The organism is Acinetobacter sp. AOR12_HL, from assembly GCF_027855275.1.
GTDB lineage: Bacteria > Pseudomonadota > Gammaproteobacteria > Pseudomonadales > Moraxellaceae > Acinetobacter > Acinetobacter baumannii.
The window spans coordinates 26,719-45,518 of sequence record NZ_JAKTIJ010000039.1 but is presented as its reverse complement, the minus strand read 5'-3'; the positions used below and the strand labels follow the sequence as shown (position 1 = coordinate 45,518).

23 protein-coding genes are annotated in these 18,800 nt (G+C 41.2%); 14 read left to right on the top strand and 9 right to left on the bottom strand.

Translation table 11 applies throughout. The features are described from left to right. Positions 1-146 precede the first annotated feature (146 nt). Positions 147-350, top strand: a complete 204-nt coding sequence (locus MKL36_RS17080; protein WP_000418560.1) for a hypothetical protein — start codon at positions 147-149, stop codon at positions 348-350. 285 nt (positions 351-635) lie between these two features. Continuing rightward, positions 636-1,475, top strand: coding sequence for a formate/nitrite transporter family protein (locus MKL36_RS17075; RefSeq protein WP_000349496.1), 840 nt, complete (start codon positions 636-638; stop codon positions 1,473-1,475). 14 nt (positions 1,476-1,489) lie between these two features. Here the strand turns inward: MKL36_RS17075 and MKL36_RS17070 are convergent, their stop codons facing one another. The 3 genes from MKL36_RS17070 to MKL36_RS17060 all read right to left on the bottom strand — a co-directional run bounded on the left by MKL36_RS17070 (position 1,490) and on the right by MKL36_RS17060 (position 4,601). Continuing rightward, on the bottom strand, positions 1,490-2,755 hold the full coding sequence (locus MKL36_RS17070) for a replication-associated recombination protein A (protein ID WP_001285409.1): 1,266 nt from the start codon (positions 2,753-2,755) through the stop codon (positions 1,490-1,492). A gap of 105 nt (positions 2,756-2,860) precedes the next feature. Next, entirely contained in the window at positions 2,861-4,033 is a 1,173-nt protein-coding gene (locus tag MKL36_RS17065) for a PQQ-dependent sugar dehydrogenase (protein ID WP_021510251.1), read from the bottom strand. Positions 4,034-4,142: 109 nt separating this feature from the next. Next, a complete protein-coding gene (locus MKL36_RS17060) occupies positions 4,143-4,601 on the bottom strand; it encodes a YcgN family cysteine cluster protein (RefSeq protein ID WP_021510252.1) in 459 nt (152 codons plus the stop codon). A gap of 194 nt (positions 4,602-4,795) precedes the next feature. Here MKL36_RS17060 and MKL36_RS17055 point away from each other — a divergent pair, with 194 nt between their 5' ends. The 8 genes from MKL36_RS17055 (at position 4,796) to ahr (ending at position 10,083) form a co-directional block, all read left to right on the top strand. After that, positions 4,796-4,954: a DUF1328 domain-containing protein gene (locus MKL36_RS17055; RefSeq protein WP_000490267.1), complete on the top strand. Its 159-nt coding sequence runs from the start codon at positions 4,796-4,798 to the stop codon at positions 4,952-4,954. Positions 4,955-5,125: 171 nt separating this feature from the next. Next, a complete protein-coding gene (locus tag MKL36_RS17050) occupies positions 5,126-5,863 on the top strand; it encodes a dienelactone hydrolase family protein (protein WP_021510253.1) in 738 nt (245 codons plus the stop codon). A 185-nt stretch (positions 5,864-6,048) separates the two neighbouring features. Beyond that, positions 6,049-6,411, top strand: a complete 363-nt coding sequence (locus tag MKL36_RS17045) for an HIT family protein (protein ID WP_000130110.1) — start codon at positions 6,049-6,051, stop codon at positions 6,409-6,411. Between the two features lie 140 nt (positions 6,412-6,551). Next, positions 6,552-7,586 carry an A/G-specific adenine glycosylase gene (gene mutY / locus MKL36_RS17040; RefSeq protein WP_001113875.1) on the top strand — a complete coding sequence of 345 codons (1,035 nt, stop codon included), beginning with the start codon at positions 6,552-6,554 and terminating at the stop codon, positions 7,584-7,586. A gap of 47 nt (positions 7,587-7,633) precedes the next feature. Beyond that, on the top strand, positions 7,634-8,170 hold the full coding sequence (locus tag MKL36_RS17035; protein WP_001253742.1) for a M23 family metallopeptidase: 537 nt from the start codon (positions 7,634-7,636) through the stop codon (positions 8,168-8,170). A 9-nt stretch (positions 8,171-8,179) separates the two neighbouring features. Next, positions 8,180-8,425 (top strand): hypothetical protein, encoded by a 246-nt coding sequence (locus MKL36_RS17030; RefSeq protein WP_001287365.1) that lies wholly within the window; start codon positions 8,180-8,182, stop codon positions 8,423-8,425. 30 nt (positions 8,426-8,455) lie between these two features. After that, on the top strand, positions 8,456-9,016 hold the full coding sequence (locus MKL36_RS17025) for a DNA-3-methyladenine glycosylase I (protein WP_000857011.1): 561 nt from the start codon (positions 8,456-8,458) through the stop codon (positions 9,014-9,016). Positions 9,017-9,054: 38 nt separating this feature from the next. Next, entirely contained in the window at positions 9,055-10,083 is a 1,029-nt protein-coding gene (ahr, locus tag MKL36_RS17020; RefSeq protein ID WP_021510254.1) for an NADPH-dependent aldehyde reductase Ahr, read from the top strand. A gap of 2 nt (positions 10,084-10,085) precedes the next feature. Here the strand turns inward: ahr and MKL36_RS17015 are convergent, their stop codons facing one another. Then, positions 10,086-11,510: an aminotransferase-like domain-containing protein gene (locus tag MKL36_RS17015; protein ID WP_086374170.1), complete on the bottom strand. Its 1,425-nt coding sequence runs from the start codon at positions 11,508-11,510 to the stop codon at positions 10,086-10,088. Between the two features lie 90 nt (positions 11,511-11,600). Between MKL36_RS17015 and MKL36_RS17005 the strand changes: the two genes are divergently transcribed. Continuing rightward, the gene (locus tag MKL36_RS17005; RefSeq protein ID WP_000770091.1) at positions 11,601-11,975 is read left to right on the top strand and encodes a hypothetical protein; all 375 of its coding nucleotides are present in this window, start codon (positions 11,601-11,603) and stop codon (positions 11,973-11,975) included. Here MKL36_RS17005 and MKL36_RS17000 read toward each other — a convergent pair. Further along, entirely contained in the window at positions 11,959-12,861 is a 903-nt protein-coding gene (locus MKL36_RS17000) for a LysR family transcriptional regulator (RefSeq protein ID WP_000843079.1), read from the bottom strand. The genes MKL36_RS17005 and MKL36_RS17000 overlap by 17 nt on opposite strands. A gap of 120 nt (positions 12,862-12,981) precedes the next feature. On the opposite strand from MKL36_RS17000, the gene dkgB reads away from it, so the two are divergent. Further along, a complete protein-coding gene (gene dkgB, locus MKL36_RS16995; protein ID WP_021510256.1) occupies positions 12,982-13,785 on the top strand; it encodes a 2,5-didehydrogluconate reductase DkgB in 804 nt (267 codons plus the stop codon). 4 nt (positions 13,786-13,789) lie between these two features. Beyond that, complete coding sequence (locus MKL36_RS16990) at positions 13,790-14,980, top strand: MFS transporter (protein WP_001097146.1); 1,191 nt, start codon at positions 13,790-13,792, stop codon at positions 14,978-14,980. 40 nt (positions 14,981-15,020) lie between these two features. Here the strand turns inward: MKL36_RS16990 and MKL36_RS16985 are convergent, their stop codons facing one another. Next, positions 15,021-15,674 carry an START domain-containing protein gene (locus tag MKL36_RS16985; RefSeq protein WP_001036017.1) on the bottom strand — a complete coding sequence of 218 codons (654 nt, stop codon included), beginning with the start codon at positions 15,672-15,674 and terminating at the stop codon, positions 15,021-15,023. A 51-nt stretch (positions 15,675-15,725) separates the two neighbouring features. Continuing rightward, positions 15,726-16,547: a 4-hydroxy-tetrahydrodipicolinate reductase gene (gene dapB, locus MKL36_RS16980; RefSeq protein ID WP_001271382.1), complete on the bottom strand. Its 822-nt coding sequence runs from the start codon at positions 16,545-16,547 to the stop codon at positions 15,726-15,728. A gap of 184 nt (positions 16,548-16,731) precedes the next feature. Between dapB and MKL36_RS16975 the strand changes: the two genes are divergently transcribed. After that, a complete protein-coding gene (locus MKL36_RS16975) occupies positions 16,732-17,082 on the top strand; it encodes a hypothetical protein (protein WP_021510257.1) in 351 nt (116 codons plus the stop codon). Between the two features lie 114 nt (positions 17,083-17,196). Here MKL36_RS16975 and dnaJ read toward each other — a convergent pair whose 3' ends face one another. Next, the gene (dnaJ, locus tag MKL36_RS16970; RefSeq protein WP_001119029.1) at positions 17,197-18,309 is read right to left on the bottom strand and encodes a molecular chaperone DnaJ; all 1,113 of its coding nucleotides are present in this window, start codon (positions 18,307-18,309) and stop codon (positions 17,197-17,199) included. Between the two features lie 104 nt (positions 18,310-18,413). Continuing rightward, positions 18,414-18,791, bottom strand: coding sequence for a hypothetical protein (locus MKL36_RS16965; protein WP_000529425.1), 378 nt, complete (start codon positions 18,789-18,791; stop codon positions 18,414-18,416). Positions 18,792-18,800: the final 9 nt, after the last annotated feature.

Genomic DNA, 18,800 nt, shown 5'->3' with positions numbered 1-18,800 from the left:
ATTTTCAGCACCCAAGAATTTAGGAAAAGTAGACAGATTTGTATATTTAATTAAATTATGACTTGCACAATCTCAAAACAAGGCACTAAAATCAAAAAAAATATAAATTGCATCACAATAATTAAATTTTTAAATAGGATGAGTCTATGGAACTATTTAAGCCTGAAAAGAGATTAATGAATCATCCAATCCATTTTGGTGAAAATCCATTAGTAATTTTATCTAATTTTAGCCACTCTGCCTTAAAGCAAGGATGGAGCCAAGCTGAAGTCGAAACTGTCATTTCTGAAGCTTCCCAAGGCGACTATATGAAACTCATACGTACCTTGAGAGCATATACCTTGTTTTAATTATTGTTGCCATTTTCATGACTACAAGCGCTTAGCTTCAACGTTACACTTTTTATAGCAGGCTGATTGAGTTTGCTATCTTTTCTTATACTTAACTTTTCTCTCAGGTCTGGTCGATTCTTTTCTTCATGCATTATTGTTCTAGTTCGCTTACCCCCAGAGTGTTCAATTTATAAAAAAACACATAAAGCTGGTAGGAATCTTCTAGATTTATCATGAACACTGCCTTAACAATAAATAAAAAACGATAAATATAAATTATTTATTCAGTGAGGAGTAAACCCGATGGACCATGAACTAGAAGAAGAGAAAGTCGATCAAACCCTAAGCTGGCGTGAAAAAATGGCAGTTGAAGAACACGAGAAACTGTCGCCCCGTTTAGTATATGAAATTATTCGCCGTGATGGTGCCGAAGAGTTAGATCGCCCGACAGCCGCGCTCATCTTTTCAGGCATTGCAGCAGGTCTAGTCATCAGTTTTTCATTTGTATTTAAGGCAATTATTGCTTCTTATATCCCAACTGATGCCATCTGGACCGATTTAATTACCAATTTCGGTTATACCATTGGATTCCTGATCGCTATTTTAGGACACATGCAGCTCTTTACCGAAAATACCATTACTACAGTTGTGCCCCTATTTAAGCCTTTTACCTTAGACAAATTACGAGCTGTAGGCCGTCTATGGGGAATCGTGATTCTATGCAATATCATTGGAACAGCTTTGGCGAGTTTATTCTTCCTGACCACCGACCTGTTTACTCCAAACATTGACAAAGCCCTAGATGAGCTCGCACATCATGTTGGGTCTTTTTCCGCCACCCAAAATCTGCTTAAAGGGATTATGTCTGGACTTTTAATTGCTGCATTAGTCTGGATGCTACCTTCCGTCAGCAATAAATTCCTAGTCATCTTTTTCATGACTTATCTGATAGGACTAGGCGATTTTACCCATGTGGTCGTTGGCTCTACCGAAATGTCCTATCTGGTCTGGCAAGGAGAAGCTTCTCTTGGTGAATATCTGTTTAATTTCCTGATTCCAACCACCATTGGCAATATTATTGGTGGTACAGGCGTGTTTACCTTGCTGATTTATGGTCAAGTGACTGAAGAATTGGAACAATAGCAGGAAACAATAAACTATTGTTCCTGCTGCCATCTGCGTTGTTGTAGGCGTTCACCTTCAACTTCACGCTTGTTTCTTGCCGACTCATAGAGTTTGGTTCCCTTTAACTCAGGTGGCAAGTAGTCTTGTAGTACAAAGTGCTCAGGGTAGTCATGAGGATAGAGATAATTAATCCCATAACCTTGCTGTTTCATCAGCTTGGTTGGCGCATTTCTCAAGTGTAAAGGTACTGGTAAATTTGCCGTTTTCTCAGCAAGTTCTAGCGCCTTATTAATCGCGAGGTAAGTACTATTACTTTTTGCACTGGTCGCTAAATAAACTGCTGTTTGACCCAAAATAATTCGAGCCTCAGGCATTCCCACCGCCTGTACAGAACGGAAACATTCACCTGCAAGCAATAGTGCATTTGGATTCGAGTTTCCAATGTCTTCTGAAGCGGCAATCAACATACGTCTTGCAATAAAAACCGGATCTTCCCCACCTTTAAGCATCCGCGCCATCCAGTACAAAGCCGCATCCGGATCACTACCACGAATCGATTTAATAAAGGCAGAAACGAGGTCGTAATGCTGTTCACCCGATTTGTCATAACGCGCAATATTTTGCTGAGCGACTTTTACTACAACCGCATTGGTAATGGTATTTTCAACTTCTGGCTCAAAAGTACTTGCAATTAAGTCAAGTAAATTGAGTGCTTTACGAGCATCACCTGCTGCAAACTGTAAAAGAGCATCATATTCTTCAATATGAATATAGCGTTCTTTTAAAAATTTATCGTTTTGGAGTGCATTGTTAAGTAGCGTTTGAATTGCCTCACTGTCTAAACTGTTTAAGGTATAGACCTGACAGCGTGATAAAAGTGCACTATTGACTTCAAAAGACGGGTTTTCAGTGGTGGCGCCAATTAAGGTAATTTTACCTTTTTCTACGGCACCTAATAATGCATCTTGCTGTGATTTATTAAAGCGATGGATTTCGTCAATAAAAACTACTGGTGTCAGTAAGTCACCACTTTCTGCAATCACTTCACGTAATTCTTTTACGCCCGTATTTAGCGCAGATAAGCTCACAAATGGACGATCTATTGCCTGAGCTAAAAGCAAAGCAATTGTCGTTTTACCGACGCCTGGCGGCCCCCAAAAAATAATAGAAGGCAAATGCCCCTGATCAATCATTTGACGTAAGGGCGCATGTTCACCTAACAAATGATCTTGCCCAATAATTTCAGACAAGTCTCTCGGGCGCAGGCGTTCAGGAAGTGGAATATGGGTGTCTGACATCTCAAATAGCTTTATCGTCTTTTCACTATAGTCTATTGTGTCTCACAGAAATCTACAATTTGAATCTATGAGACACATCCTTTATTTACAGGGTATTTCCTAGCATTAAGAGGGTTTCTTACTCAGCTTGAGTAAACGAGCATTGGGGCCATCTTCAATTACCCAAATTGAACCGTCTTGTGCTTCATGTAACCCACGAATACGTTGCTTCATCTCTAATCTTTGCACTTCTTTTACGGGCTTATGCTCTAAATCTACAACAACAATTGCTTCTGAAGATAACCCGCCAATTAAAGCTTTATTTTGCCATGCGGGAAATTGTGGTCCGCGATAAATAATTAAGCTCGACGGTGAGATTACAGGGGTCCAGTCAATTTCTGGCGCTTTAAACTCTGGGCGCGTGTGATGATCTGGAATAGGCTGACCTGAATAATGATCTCCATTTGAAACAATCGGATAACCATAGTTTTCGCCTTTGGTAATAATATTAAGCTCATCACCACCTTTAGGCCCCATCTCAACCACCCATAGTTGTCTTTTACGGTCAAAGGCCATTCCTAATGGGTTACGATGTCCAAGTGACCATATTTCAGCAGTGACACCGCCTTGCTCATAAAATGGGTTACCTAAGGCTGCTGAACCGTCGTCATTTAAACGCAAGATTTTGCCCAAGTTACTTTTCATATTTTGGGCAGGGTCAAACTTTTGACGCTCGCCTGAACTCACCCACAGCTTACCATCTGCGCCAAAAAGCATGCGATGCCCATAATGGCCCTGTCCTGAGACTTTAGGTACTTGCTGCCAAATCTGCTTTATATCGGTAAGTTTTGGCTGATTAGGGTTAGATAAATCTAATTTTGCACGTGAAATCACTGCACCAGACCCACCTTGCCCTTTGCCTGCATAACTAAGATATATCCAGTGATTTTTGGCAAAGTCCGGGTGCAAGGCTACATCACCTAAACCGCCCTGTCCGCCATAGTTCACCGCTGGAACACCCTGAACATCTAGCACTTGTTTATTTTGTGGATTAAAAATTTTTAGCTTACCTTGCCGTTCAGTCACCAATAACCGCTGATCAGGCAAACTGGTGATCGCCCAAGGCTCTTTAAAATGTGCGACTGCCTCGACCTGATAAGTTTGTTTGGCAGCACTGGTCTGCTCTGTTTTTGCAGTTGTATTTTGTTCAGGATTTTTTGAATTAGTATTATTAGAGCCACAGGCCATTAACAAGAAGAAACTACTACATAATAAGGGGGCTGCTAATCGTCTCATCATTTTTATCTCCTTTTGCTTTTATTTTTATATAACGGAGATGATTAAAAAATTTACGATAAAAATGTTACTTTATTATACGCTGTAATTAAAAATGCTCATCGGGAGCGTATTAACGCACCCAACGCACCACATAATCTTCGATATCATCTTCATGTACATCAGTTTCAGGAATACAACGCCCTGCTACCGACTTTTTCGCTTTCACTACGCTTTGTCTGGAACCCGTATTTAAATAGTGCCAAGAAGGTAAATTTTTGCCTTCATTCAAACGTTTATAGGCACAGCTCGATGGCAGCCAGCGTATGGTTTTTAAGGTTTCCGGTGTTAGTTGTAAACAGTCGGGTACTTGCTGCTGACGGTTTGGGTAGTCAGAACAACGTCCAGTATTGCAATCAAGTAACTTGCACGCCACTTTGGTGTACGCAACTTCATGTGTATCTTCATCTTCTAGCTTGACCAAACAGCACAATCCGCACCCATCACACAGTGCCTCCCACTCAGCCTGAGTCAGTTGCTCTAGCGTATAATTTTTCCAAAACAATGGACGAAGTGAGGTCTCGGTAGACATAAGATTTTAACGGCTATATAGATCAAGCAAAGTCAGATTATAGCATTGAAGTACGCTGGTCTTAAGAAAAGAAGCCGTATTTTTGGCATCACAAAATGATTGTTTAATATACATTTCAACCACATAAACGACACATTTCGTGCAAAAAACACGCTATATAGTAAAAAGACAATGAAAAATAAGGAGGACAGCATATGTTCCGTTGGGCAATAATTTTTGCAGTGATTGCACTCATTGCCAGTCTATTAGGGTTTGGTGGTGTTGCAGGGTTATCTAAAGACTTTGCCGTGATTTTATTAGTGATAGCTGTAATTCTCGCTGTTATTGGTTTTATTTCGCGAGGCCGAACTTAATTTAATCATGACCATATCAAAAAGAAGGAACTCGTTCCTTCTTTTTTTATTGCATAAATATTTCTATGCTTTTCTTTCGATGTAGTTTTTTACATAGTTATTTATATGGATTTTATTTTTTATGCTTTAATCAAGCGTATTTAAATCGAATTTAATTTCAGGATTAATGTCATGAGTACAGCAATTAAAACCCGTGAAATTCAATATACTGCACCAGATGGTAGCCATTTAATTGGTTACTTTGCGGCTCCAGAAAGTGAAACACCTGTACCAGGTGTCATTATTGGTCCTGAGTGGTGGGGTCGTAACGAATACACTGAACAACGTGCGCGTGAACTTGCTGAACACGGTTATGCTGCACTTGCAATTGACATGTATGGCGATAAAAAAGTAACAACGACTGCAGCTCAAGCTTATGAATGGATGATGCAGACATTTGAAGATCTAGACACGGTGACTGAACGTGCCAACGCAGGGCTTCAGACTTTGGCTGCTCAACCGGAAGTAAATAGTGAAAAACTTGCAGCGGTAGGTTTTTGTTATGGTGGCAAAGTGGTACTCGATCTAGCTCGCTCAGGTGCTCCCCTCAAAGCAACTGCGACATTCCATGGTACATTAGCTCCTAAGGCTCCTGCTCAAAAAGGCAACATTCAAGGTGAGGTATTGGTTCTACATGGTGAACTAGACAGCATGGTCACCTTAGAAGATGTTGCTAATTTTGAAAAAGAGATGCAAGCTGCTGAGGTTAAACATGAGGTAGTGGTTTTAAAAGATGCTAAACATGGCTTTAGTAACCCGCTTGCAGATGAAAGAGCTAAAGCGAATGGTGTAGACCTTGGCTACAACAGCGAAGCGGAGAAACAAGGCCTTGCTAAAATGTACGCTTTATTAGAACGTACTTTAAAATAAAAGAAGCAAATTTGGAGCAAATGGCATTTTTCGCATTTGCTCCCTTAAATGTTTATGACTTTGCAATATTTTTACTGTATTTTTTAAACCATACTTCAATAAATATACTCCCGTTGAGCTAGAGCAAAGCCTAGTCTTATTTCCCGCACTCGGGGTTTAATGGAATAACATGAGAGGATACAACAATGACTGACAAGAAATGTCCGTATTGCGATTTTGATGAATATGACATCATTGATAAGAATGAATTTGCTGTAATTTTACCAGACCCAAATCCGTTGTCTAAAGGTCACTGTGTAGTGACTCCACTACGCCATGTCAGCTCGTTTTTTGATATTACGTCTAAAGAGCACCAAGGCTTACTGACACTTCTTGAAATTGCCCGTCATGAAACCCAGCTTCGCCATCAGCCAGACGGTTTCCATATTGGCTTTAATGATGGTGAAGTGTTTGGACAGACTTCTGACCATTTCCACATTCATGTCATTCCATATTACAAAAATCAACCGTTGAAACTTGATCAACGTTGGGGTGTACAAAAGGATTAATCCTTTTTACTCATAGAATAGGGACTACATTTTTGATGTAGTCCCTGTTTTCATATGTCCATTTTCTTCGGTTGCTTTAAACAAAATTTCACCCAAATTTCAGCTATAATTTAGCCCTTACTTTTCTTCTATAGCTGTTCATGCCTGAATTTTCTTTTTCTGATGCCCTCTTAAACTGGTTCGATCAACATGGTCGGCATGATTTGCCTTGGCAAGTCGCAGATGATCCATACAAAGTCTGGGTTTCTGAAATTATGTTACAGCAAACTCAGGTAAAAACAGTTCTGCAATATTTTGACCGCTTTATGGAACGCTTCCCAACTGTAGAAGCTTTAGGCTATGCAACTTGGGATGAAGTAGCTCCTTATTGGGCAGGTCTTGGCTATTACGCTCGTGCCCGCAATTTGCATAAAGCCGCTGGCCTTGTAGCACAGCAAGGTAAATTTCCTGAAACCCTAGAAGAATGGATTGCACTACCGGGCATTGGTCGCTCGACCGCAGGTGCACTCATGTCTTTGGGTTTACGTCAGTATGGCGTGATTATGGATGGCAACGTGAAACGCGTTTTAGCTCGCTTCTTTGCTATTGAAGATGACTTAAGCAAGCCACAACACGAACGTGAAATGTGGAAACTGGCTGAAGAACTTTGTCCAACCCAACGCAATCATGACTACACTCAAGCAATTATGGACTTGGGTGCAACCATCTGTACGCCTAAAAAGCCTCTTTGTTTATATTGTCCAATGCAAGCTCATTGTCAGGCTTATCAGCAAGGTTTAGAACAAGAATTACCTTTTAAAAAACCGAAAAAAACACCACCTGTTAAAACGGCAGATGTTCTTATTATTCAGTGCGAAGATGAATGGTTCTGGCAACAACGCCAAGCTCATGGTCTATGGGGCGGTTTATTTTGTTTACCTATTTTAGAAAATGAACATGAACGCTTGAAATTAAGTCAGCAATTTAAGCTACAACCTCAACCACAAACTTTTCAGATCAGTCATAGCTTTACTCACTTCACATGGTTACTTAATGCTCATGTGTTCCACGTGGAACCTGATCAAAAAGAACATCTGGCGATTGAACTTGAAGGCCAATGGCTGAGTCCAGAACAAGCTATTGCTAAAGGTGTTCCAACTGCTATGAAAAAATTGATCTCGACAAGCCGTTCATGACATAGTGAGCAAAATAATTTTGATATGGCTGTGACAGGGAGTATTTTGTGCGACGTTTAGTTTCCCATCTCTCACTTGGTTTTCTCATTATTCTATTGGCAGCCTGTGCCAGTGCGCCTAAAAAACCTGCCCCGCTTTCACCAGCCCAAGTTAGCAAACTCAAGAGTATGCAGCTTCCAAATCGGCTTCCTGTTCCGGTAAAAGGTGTCGATCGAGATGAGCTAAAAGACACATGGGGAGCTGCTCGGAGTCAGGGCCGTAGCCACGAAGGAATTGATATTTTGGCTCCACGTGGAACCAAAGTGTACAGTGCAACTGAAGGGCTCATTGCCGATCTTCGTAATAATAACCTCGGTGGCAAAGTCATCTGGATTTTAGGCCCAGCAGGAACATGGCATTATTATGCTCATCTTGATGGACATAAACGTGGCTTAAACGTAGGCGACTATGTCAAAAAGGGTGACCTCATTGGTTATGTCGGCAACACGGGCAATGCACGTTATACTTCACCTCATCTTCATTATGGTCTTTACTTAGATGGTAAAGGTCGTGGTGCTGTTAATCCTTATTCATATTTACGCTAGGAACATTTTATGTCGGAAGCGCTGATCAATCGCTTAGTAGAGTTTGCCGAGTCTGGCAACCAGCAAAAGATCATTTTAAATGGCAATAGCTATCAAGGCTGGATCATGGAAATCAGTGATGATGCCCTACTGATCAGTACCGGTTTTTCAGATAAAGTTGGCAAAGACTTTTGGCTAAAGTTTGAAGACTTAACTCAAGCTGAACTGTATTATTGGGATACTCGCCCAAATGAATGGGTACCATTCAAACTCTAAAATACCAAGATAAATATAAGGAGCATCATCATGAAAACTCAACGCTGCGGATGGTGTTCCGATGATCCACTCTATATTGCTTACCATGATGAAGAATGGGGAAAACCAGAACACGACGAAGCCCGATTATTTGAAATGCTCTGTCTTGAAGGACAACAAGCAGGTCTATCTTGGATTACCGTACTAAAAAAAAGAGAAAGCTACCGCCAGCACTTTTTTAATCATCCTATTGCTGACATTGCCGCATTTACGGATGACTTTTTAGAAACAAAACTATCCGATGCAGGCTTAATTCGTCACTTAGGCAAACTCAAAGCTATTCGTGATAATGCGATTGCTTGGCAAGCCCTTAAAGCCCAAGTTGGTGATGTTTCTAAATGGCTTTGGCAGTTTGTAGATGCAGCGCCACAAAACAATGATGTTGCAGATTATCGTAAGGCCCCTGCTCAAACTGAGCTCAGCCTAAAACTTTCCAAAACGCTCAAAAAAAATGGTTTCAAATTTGTTGGTCCAACCACCTGCTATGCTTTTATGCAGGCAGTGGGTATGGTCAATGACCATGAAAACGATTGTCAATTTAAAGCTTCCTAACCCACCAGAACGGTTCAAATCCGCTTAAGGAGTTTCCGATGAGCAATAATACGATTCAGGCTTATGCTGCAATGCAGGCAGGTGAAAAACTGATCCCATACCAATTTGATGCAGGTGAATTACAACCGCATCAGGTTGAGGTAAAAGTTGAATACTGTGGTTTGTGTCATTCTGATATTTCTGTTTTAAATAATGAATGGCGTTCAACCGTGTACCCCGTAGTTGCAGGTCATGAAATTATTGGACGAATTGTTGCTTTAGGCTCAGAAGCCAAAGGACTACAAATTGGGCAACGTGTCGGTATTGGCTGGACCGCTGAGAGTTGCCAAGCCTGTGATGAGTGTATTGGTGGTCAGCAAGTACTTTGTACGGGCGAAAATGTCGCAACAATCGTGGGACATGCGGGTGGCTTTGCCGATAAGGTTCGTGCTGGTTGGCAATGGGCCATTCCCCTTCCCGAAGATTTAGACCCAGAAAGTGCAGGCCCTTTACTTTGCGGCGGAATTACCGTTTTTGACCCATTACTCAAACACAAAATTCAGGCAACACATCACGTGGGTGTGATTGGTATTGGTGGTTTGGGTCATATCGCCATTAAGCTCCTAAAAGCGTGGGGCTGTGAAATTACGGCGTTTAGTTCTAACCCAGATAAAACCGAAGAACTCAAAGCAATGGGAGCCGACCATGTGGTGAATAGCCGCGATACAGAAGCGGTAAAAGCTCAAAAGGGTAAATTTGATTTATTGCTGAGTACCGTAAATGTGACTTTAAATTGGCGTGCTTTCATTTCTACACTAGCACCAAACGGTTCTTTGCACTTCTTAGGACTTACACTAGAACCTGTTCCTGTTTCTGTAGGTTCTCTCATTGATGGTGCCAAGTCAGTAACTGGTTCACCTACAGGTTCACCTGCTGCTCTACGCCAACTTTTAAAGTTTGCCGCACGCAAAAAAATTGCGCCTCAAATTGAGCTATTTCCAATGTCACAGCTCAATGAAGCAATTGAACGTCTACACTCAGGTCAAGCACGCTACCGCATTGTGCTTAAAGCAGACTTTGCAGAATAAAACTAACTCACTGTTTGCATCTGTTGTCGCGACCACTCTGCCAAGTTTTTAATCGCTTGGCGGACATTTGCAGTTAACTCATGGCCTGCGTTTAAACGAATAAAATGTCGATAGCGTTCATCCTCACCAAAAACATGGCCCGGTACTACAGTAATTCCCTGAGCTTGTGCAGTGTAATAGAGCGCTAAACTATCTACACTCTTAGGTAACTGTATGCATAATGCATATCCGCCTTCGGGCTGGCTCAATGCAATTGGTATACCTTCAAAGGCTCTTAAAATACAGCTACGGTATTCTTCCACTTGCCGCATTAAATTTGGTCGTAGCTGCTCTAAATGCTCTCGATAACCCCGACTATAAATAAAATCAGCTAGACCTAACTGCAAGGGCGTATTCACCCCGATATTACTTACCAACAGTTCAAGTTTTAAATGCTCTAACTTTGTCGTTAAACAAAACCATCCTACTCGATACGCACTCGACAAAGACTTCGACACTGAACCACACCAAACCACATAACCTTCGCGATCCCAATATCGAATGGGTAATGGTCGCTCGCTACTGTAGCCACATTCACCGAAAATATCGTCTTCAATAATAAAACACTGATACTTTGCAGCTAATTCAGCAATCTTCTGCTTCTCTGTGTTGCTAAAGCAATATCCTAAAGGGTTTTGGTAGTTCGCTGTCATTAAGCAAACCTTCGCCAAACCTTGCTGCATTAAAGACTCTAAGCGCTCAAGATCAATTCCACGATGATCTGCCGGAATCTCAACAATCTGTCGTTTTAAACTTGCTAATAACTGTAAATGACCATTATAGGTGGGTGTAGGAATAAGAATACTATCGCCCACTTCAGTGAGCTTCTGAATCACCAAAGACAAAGCAGGCATACAGCCATTGGTAATAAAAATATCTTCCGGAGCGATATAAATGCCATCTTCACGCCAATGATCGGATAGCGCTTTTCTTAATTGTTCATGACCTTGTTTATTACAATAAAGAAAATCTTGAGGCTGACAATTTTTTAAAGCACGTTGAATAGAACGACGTAAACCTTCTACAGGAATAAAGTGCGGCGTTAACTGAATCGATCCCAAAGGTACAAGATGACTTTGTAAGGCAGCTTCCTGAATTTGGTTATGCAACTCCAGATTTGAGACATGTCGAGGCAAAGATAAGAAATCCGGACTATCCGGAATAGGGCTGGATGGGGTACGAGCAACTACAAAATAACCTGACTTCGGCTTTACATAAATGAGTCCCCTCGCCTCAAGTAATTCATAGCAACTTTTTGCTGTACTTAAACTAATACCTTGTTGACGGGCAAAATCTCGTAAGGAAATGAGCTTTTGATGAGGTTTAAGTTCATCTTGATAAATACGATGTGCTAATTGATTGGCAAGAACCTGATATTGAAAAGTCATTCTGTGCTGCTTTTTTAAAAATTTCTGTATCTGTACTGGTTTATAGAACACCTTTAGGCTATGGAAATCAACTCGGAGAGTAGCAAACCAATGAAATTAAAAGTTATATTGTTATTTACTATTGTTTTAGCAGGTTGCCAACCACAACCAAAAAATGAACAGCACAGACACACGGTTTGCCAAAGTTTGATTGAAGGTTATTTAAAAATGACCAACCAGCAAGACTACAAAATGGAGCACCGCACTGATGACGAGACCAGTGCGATTTCTCATTATGAATATAAACGTAATAGCTCAAATGAAGTTGTTATGGTGAATTCAGTCTATTCCAAACTATATTTTAGCTGCCGAGAACAGCAAAAAAGCTATTTTCTGTCTCAACATTCGGCACAAGGACAAACGACACCTATTTTAGAAGTTCATATTCCAACCGATAGTTATACGACCTTTAGAGAGCGTTTTTAAAACCATCTTTTAACTGTTCTGCCAAAAATTCAATGAATAAACGGATTCGTTTTGGTAGATGCTCTTGTTGATAATACACAGCATGGATGCTTTGATATTGATGCTCAATTTTGTCTTCAAATAATGCAATCAATCGCCCTTCTTCCATATCTTTCCAAATTTCAAATTCAGATAGTCGCGCAATGCCGTGTCCTCTAATCGTCAGTTGGCGTACGGTCTCCCCACTCGATGCTTTAATTTTTGATTGGGCAAAAAAATATTCATCGCCAACTTTAATTGGCCAGCTATTGATATAAGTAGGTCTAGTAAAGCCAATCAAATCATGCTGTTCAAGTTCTTCAGGTTGTGTTGGCGTTCCCTTAAGAGCTAGATAGTCAGGACTTGCCACAATATATAAACGGCTCTTACATACCAACTTGGCGTGCAGACTAGAGTCATTAAGTTCCCCAAATCGAAATGCGACATCGGTTTTATGCTGAAGTAAGTCAATCACCTGATCATTGCTATTTAATTCGATTTCAATATCGGGGTAACACTCACGGAATTTATGCATTAATGGTGCAATCACGTGCAAAACAAACGGTGTGGCAGAATCAACCCGAATAAGACCGGCAGTACCTTGATCAGACTTTTGAAGTTCTTCTTCGGCCGCATTCAGCTCATTCAAAATTTTACGGGCCTTTATAAGAAATTGTTGCCCTTCTTGAGTCAATTTCAATTTACGCGTTGTTCGCTCTAGCAAAGTCACATCTAACTTTGCTTCCAAGCGGGTTAAAGATCGGCTCACCCCCGAAGGTGTTTGCTTTAAATGTTCTGCTGCTGCCACAAATGAACCTGTATCAACAATTGTGATAAAGGCAACAAGTTCTTCAATTGTTGATTTCATGGTTTATTCTATTATTGACTAAACATCAAAGATATTTTGCTTATTCATCTATTTTTTCGCAACAATAAAAAAAGCAAAATGCACCTCAAGTTAAACAATTATTTAATTTCAGGTGAATACATGAATATCCCACGTTTTGGTCTAGGAACTTTCCGCCTTAAAGAACAAGCTGTGATTGATTCTGTTAAAAATGCGCTAGATGTCGGTTATCGTGCAATTGATACTGCTCAAATCTATGAAAATGAAGCGGCAATTGGTCAAGCGATTGCTGAAAGTGGCGTATCACGTCAGGACTTGTTTTTAACCACAAAAATCTGGGTAGATAATTTTGCTCAAGATAAGTTTATTCCAAGCTTAAAAGAGAGCTTACAAAAGCTTCGTACTGACCATGTCGATTTAACTTTGATTCACTGGCCAGCACCGGATTTAGGCGTTTCAATTCCTGAAATCATGCAGCTTTTACTTGAAGCAAAACAACAAGGCTTAACCAAACAAATTGGTATTTCAAACTTCAATATTGCACTTATCCAACAAGCAATTGACACAATTGGTGTAGAGCATATTGCAACGAACCAGATTGAGCTGAGTCCTTATCTTCAAAACCATAAACTTGTGAATTTCTTACAAGAGAAGAATATTGATGTCACTTCATACATGACGCTTGCATACGGCAAAGTGCTTCAAGATCCTGTTTTAGCTGAAATTGCGGCAGCAAATAAAGCAACGACAGCGCAAATTGCATTGGCATGGGCATTGCAGCGTGGTTTTGCAGTCATTCCATCTTCGACTAAACGTGAAAACCTGATTAGTAATTTAAAAGCACAGGATATCGAGTTAACTGCGGCTGAAATGCAAATGATTGCCGAACTCGACCGTAACAGTCGTGAAGTTAGCCCAGAGCCATGGGCACCAGTGTGGGACTAAACTCATGAACACTCAATCAAATACGGCGTTCTCGTTATTGGCATTGGCAATAGGTGCCTTTGCCATTGGCACCACGGAATTTTCTCCAATGGGGTTACTTCCGAACATCGCTAATGATTTAGGGATTTCAATTCCAACAGCCGGTATGTTAATTACAGGCTATGCACTTGGTGTAATGCTAGGTGCACCGTTTATGACCCTGTGGTTTGGTGGTTTTGCACGACGTAATGCGCTCATTTTTTTGATGGCGATCTTTACGGTCGGTAACCTGATTGCAGCGTTTTCACCAAATTATATGAGCTTATTAGGTGCACGTCTCATTACAAGCCTGAACCACGGTGCCTTTTTCGGAATTGGTTCTGTTGTGGCAGCGAGTATTGTACCAGCGCATAAACAGGCTAGTGCAGTGGCAACCATGTTTATGGGCTTAACCATTGCCAATATTGGTGGTGTGCCTTTAGCAACATGGGTTGGGCAAAACATTGGCTGGCGTATGTCTTTCCTTGCGATTTCCGTGCTCGGCATCATTACTATGCTCGCTTTGTGGAAAGCATTACCGCAAGGTATGGTTGCCCAAAAACCAAACGTGAAGGCCGAGTTAAAAGTATTAACGCGTACCCCTGTGGTTCTTGCATTACTCACTACCGTACTCGGTGCAGGTGCAATGTTTACGCTCTACACCTATATTGCGCCAAGTTTGACTGAGTTTACGCATGCTTCACCAACCTTCATTACGTTCATGTTGGTGTTGATCGGTGTCGGCTTCTCGATTGGTAACCATTTAGGTGGCCGTTTTGCAGACTTATCTATCAATAAAACTCTGATTGGTTTCTTGGTACTGTTGATTGTGATGATGGTGACTTTCCCAATTCTTGCTCAAAGCCAGATTGGAGCAGCCATTGCGTTGGTGATATGGGGTGCAGCAACCTTTGCTTTAGTACCACCATTACAAATGCGGGTAATGTCAGTTGCTCACGAAGCTCCAGGGCTTGCCTCTTCAGTAAATATCGGTGCGTTTAACCTAGGTAATGCAGTAGGCGCTGCTGCAGGTGCGTTAGTACTCGATTTAGGTTGGGGTTATAGTGCAGTATCTTTTGCGGGTGCCTTACTGGCGGGATTAGGTTTGTTATTGGTTTTATTCCAAATCAAACGAGAAAGCAGCCCCGCTCAAACCTTACAACAGTGTTCAGACTAATAAAAAAAGCGCCTGAGATCAGGCGCTTTTTTTAGCTTATTTATTTTAAAATTTCCGGCAACTTAGGTTGCTCATAAATCGGGTTCATTACTTCCCGTTTCATTTTAAGCAGCATCTGATAAGGCTGCTGTTGAACAAACATATTGACGAAGCTTAAAGGAATTGCACCCGCTGGATCAGCATAGCCACTAGTGGTGACTTTAACTTTATTATTGGCAAGTTTCTGGAATGTCCAATCCCCTTCATAGCGTGTTAGGCGCACGACATCGGGTTGTATCGGATAGTTACTATTAACTGCCGTATTTTTAATAGTAATCAGGCCATTGGCTGCTTTACTCATTTTTCCTTTAACCACTACATCGCGATCTTTTAGCGGAAAAGGAAAATCTAACACCATATATAAAGTGAATTCGCCTTTCTTTTCATCCTGAGAAAGCATTTGGACCTTACCCATATAAGGCACCCATTGAGCCGCACGATCTACATCTAAAATTACCGCCACAGCGCGTTCAAGGGGTACATCAAACGTTGTTTCCGCTTTATATTGAAAGACTGGGTTATCTGCTTTTTGATAGGTCCACACTTTAATATGATTACGGTCTAAGCTGAGTTTAGCCTTGTCTGTAGAGGCAGCCCCTGTATAGAGGCTGCTTAAGCAAAGAAGAGTGGTCAAAGCAATTTGTTTTTTATTCATGTTCTGCTCTATCTTGTTTTTCTCGCCACATATGGGAAGTGTACAGATGGTTTACACCTGTACGTCGTTCAACCCTAAAACATCTTTCATGTCATATTTACGCGCTTCACGGCCCACAACCCATGCAGCAGCTCGTACTGCACCGGCAGCAAAGTTCATACGGTTAGTGGCTTTGTGAGTCACTTCAACACGCTCACCCTCACCAATAAACATGACCGTATGTTCCCCTACAATATCGCCACCACGGATGGTTTCAAAACCAATGGTTTGACGATCACGTGGACCGGTATGCCCTTCACGACCATAAACAGCAACTTCTTTTAAGTTACGGCCTAAAGTATCCGCAATTGCTTCACCCATCATTAATGCAGTACCAGATGGCGCATCTACTTTATGACGGTGGTGAGCCTCAATCACTTCAATATCTACTGTATCGCCAAATACTTTTGCTGCAAGCTCAAGTAACTTGATTGATACATTTACGCCAACAGAGTAGTTCGCAGCATATACAACAGGTATATGTTTTGCTGTTTCATCAAGCTCAGCTTTTTGTTCATCAGACATTCCCGTTGTCCCAATCACTATAGCCACGCCCGCTTCACGACATAGCTTTAGATGCTCAGATGTTGCTGCAGGAGTCGAAAAGTCAATTACAACATCACAGTCTTCAAGAACCTCTGCCAAGCTTCCGGTAAGCTTCACTCCAATTGAACCAATTCCTGCAAGTTCACCAGCATCAGCACCGATTAAAGTACTTTCTGGGCGTACAACAGCGGCTCCCAATTGATAACCTGCTTGTTGAACTGCCTGAATAAGTATACGACCCATACGGCCGCCTGCACCCAAAATACCAATGCGTGGAGCTGCTGACATAATCCTTCCCAATCTTCTGTTTTACGTAATTGGCTTACTATATCAAAACTCTTTGCCCACAATAAAAGGTAAAAAATATTTTTTAAAGGGAACCGGAATTTAATCTGTTTTCACAAAAGTTAAAGAATTGATCTGCACACTACTGAGCCACGAATGAAAAAAAGATGACTATAAGGAGTTCAGCATGCATTCGAAAATTATTGGCCTAATCGCCATTATGGGGATAATAAGTTCAGTGGCATTTGCAGAACCTGCAATCCAGCCAGGAGAAACATTAGAGAGCTTATCTAAAGCACGTATTACAACAAACGTAATTACTCAAGCAGCAACGCCTACAGCTCAAACAAGCGATGCTAATGCTGAGGTTAAAGTTGAAGATATTGATCCAATCATTGAAGAAAAAACTGAAGAAACCCTAAAGGCAACTGTACAACCAGCTCCTCAAGCTACTGTCGAAGCTGTAGTGGCTCCAGTTGCATCAAGTGAACTCAACGTAAGTGTTGATGATATTGATGTCGCTCATCCTACAGAATAATTACGAGTCATTTTCTTTTAAGCAGAATAAAAATAATAAGATGAATCAGCGCAATAAAAAGGCGGATATTTTATCAATATCCGCCTTCTTTTTAATTTCTGATCTAATCAATCATTAATCGAATAAGCGATCAAAGAAAGATTTTTTCTTTGGTGAAGAAGCACTGTCTTCACCATCGAAAGATGCTTGTAATTCTTTAAGTAATTCACGTTGACGAGAGGTTAGGTTAACTGGTGTTTCTACCACGATACGGCAAAGTAAATCACCCACCATACTGCTACGTACAGGGCGCACACCTTTACCACGTAAACGGAATAATTTACCTGTTTGAGTTCCCTCAGGAATCTTCAAGCTAACTCGGCCTTCCAAAGTCGGGATTTCAATTTCTTTACCAAGTGCAGCATCAGCAATGCTTACTGGTACGTCCATATATAAATCGGCACCATCACGTTGGAAAATTTCGTGTTCACGAACAACCACTTCAACGTATAAGTCACCAGCTTGACCATCACGAATAGCCTCGCCTTTACCACTTAAACGAACGCGGTCACCATTATCCACACCCGCTGGAATCGTCACTTCTAATGTTTGCTGACGATCTGCTACACCTGAACCATGACATGCATGGCATGGGTTTTTAATAATTTTGCCTTGGCCACGACATGTGCCACAAGTTTGTTGTACAGAGAAGAAACCTTGCTGCATACGCACTTGTCCTGAACCGTGACAAGTTTTACAAGTTTCCACATCTTTTGGATTTTTAGAGCCTTTACCATCACACACATCACATGGTGCTGGAGCAGTAAAGGTAATTGTTTTTTTAACCCCTTTTACAGCTTCCTCAAGGGTAAGTTCCATTACATAGCGTAAATCTGAACCGCGACGTTGGCGTTGCTGACGTCCGCCGCCACCAAACGCTCCACCAAAGATATCACCGAACTGGCTAAAAATATCTTCTGCACTGAAACCGCCAAAGCCACCACCAGCGCCACCAAAGCCGCCTTCAAACGCATTATGTCCCATACGGTCATACATGCTGCGTTTTTCGCTGTCCGATAAAATCTCATAAGCTTCAGAAGCTTCTTTAAATTTTTCTTCAGCCTCGGCATTGTCAGGGTTTCTGTCAGGATGATATTTCATCGCCAATTTACGATAGGCTTTTTTGATCTCATCATCACTTGCGGTTTTTGAAACGCCTAAAACCTCATAATAATCACGTTTAGCCATGTTTGGCGGTGCTCCTCACGGAAATTTTATCAATACTCTATTGCCGACTAAATGGGGGGCTTTAGCCGAATTTACAAGGGGAAAACTTTCAAAAAACAGATATATTAAAAAACTGCCTTATTTTTTAAATATTTAGACAAGCCTTTTAACCATGCATTTAATAAAAATAACCAAGCAATAGCACTAAAAACTACACCAGCAACTGTTGAAGCCGTTACCCAAAGGTTGCTATCCCATGCAAAAAAGAAGAGAGGAATAAACCAGACCACAGCAAAAACTGACATGAGGAGGAATAGAATACCATTGCGCATAATCCATAGCGCATGAGCATGAATCCAAACTTCCGCATCATCCACAACAGCTACTTTACGAGCGACCAGATAAGCAAAGGCCGCAAAAATAACCGTAAACAATGCAAGAAACATGAACGCATAAGAAATTACAATATAACGGCGATGCTGTTCGATATGGTCTTGCCCCATCTGTATTTC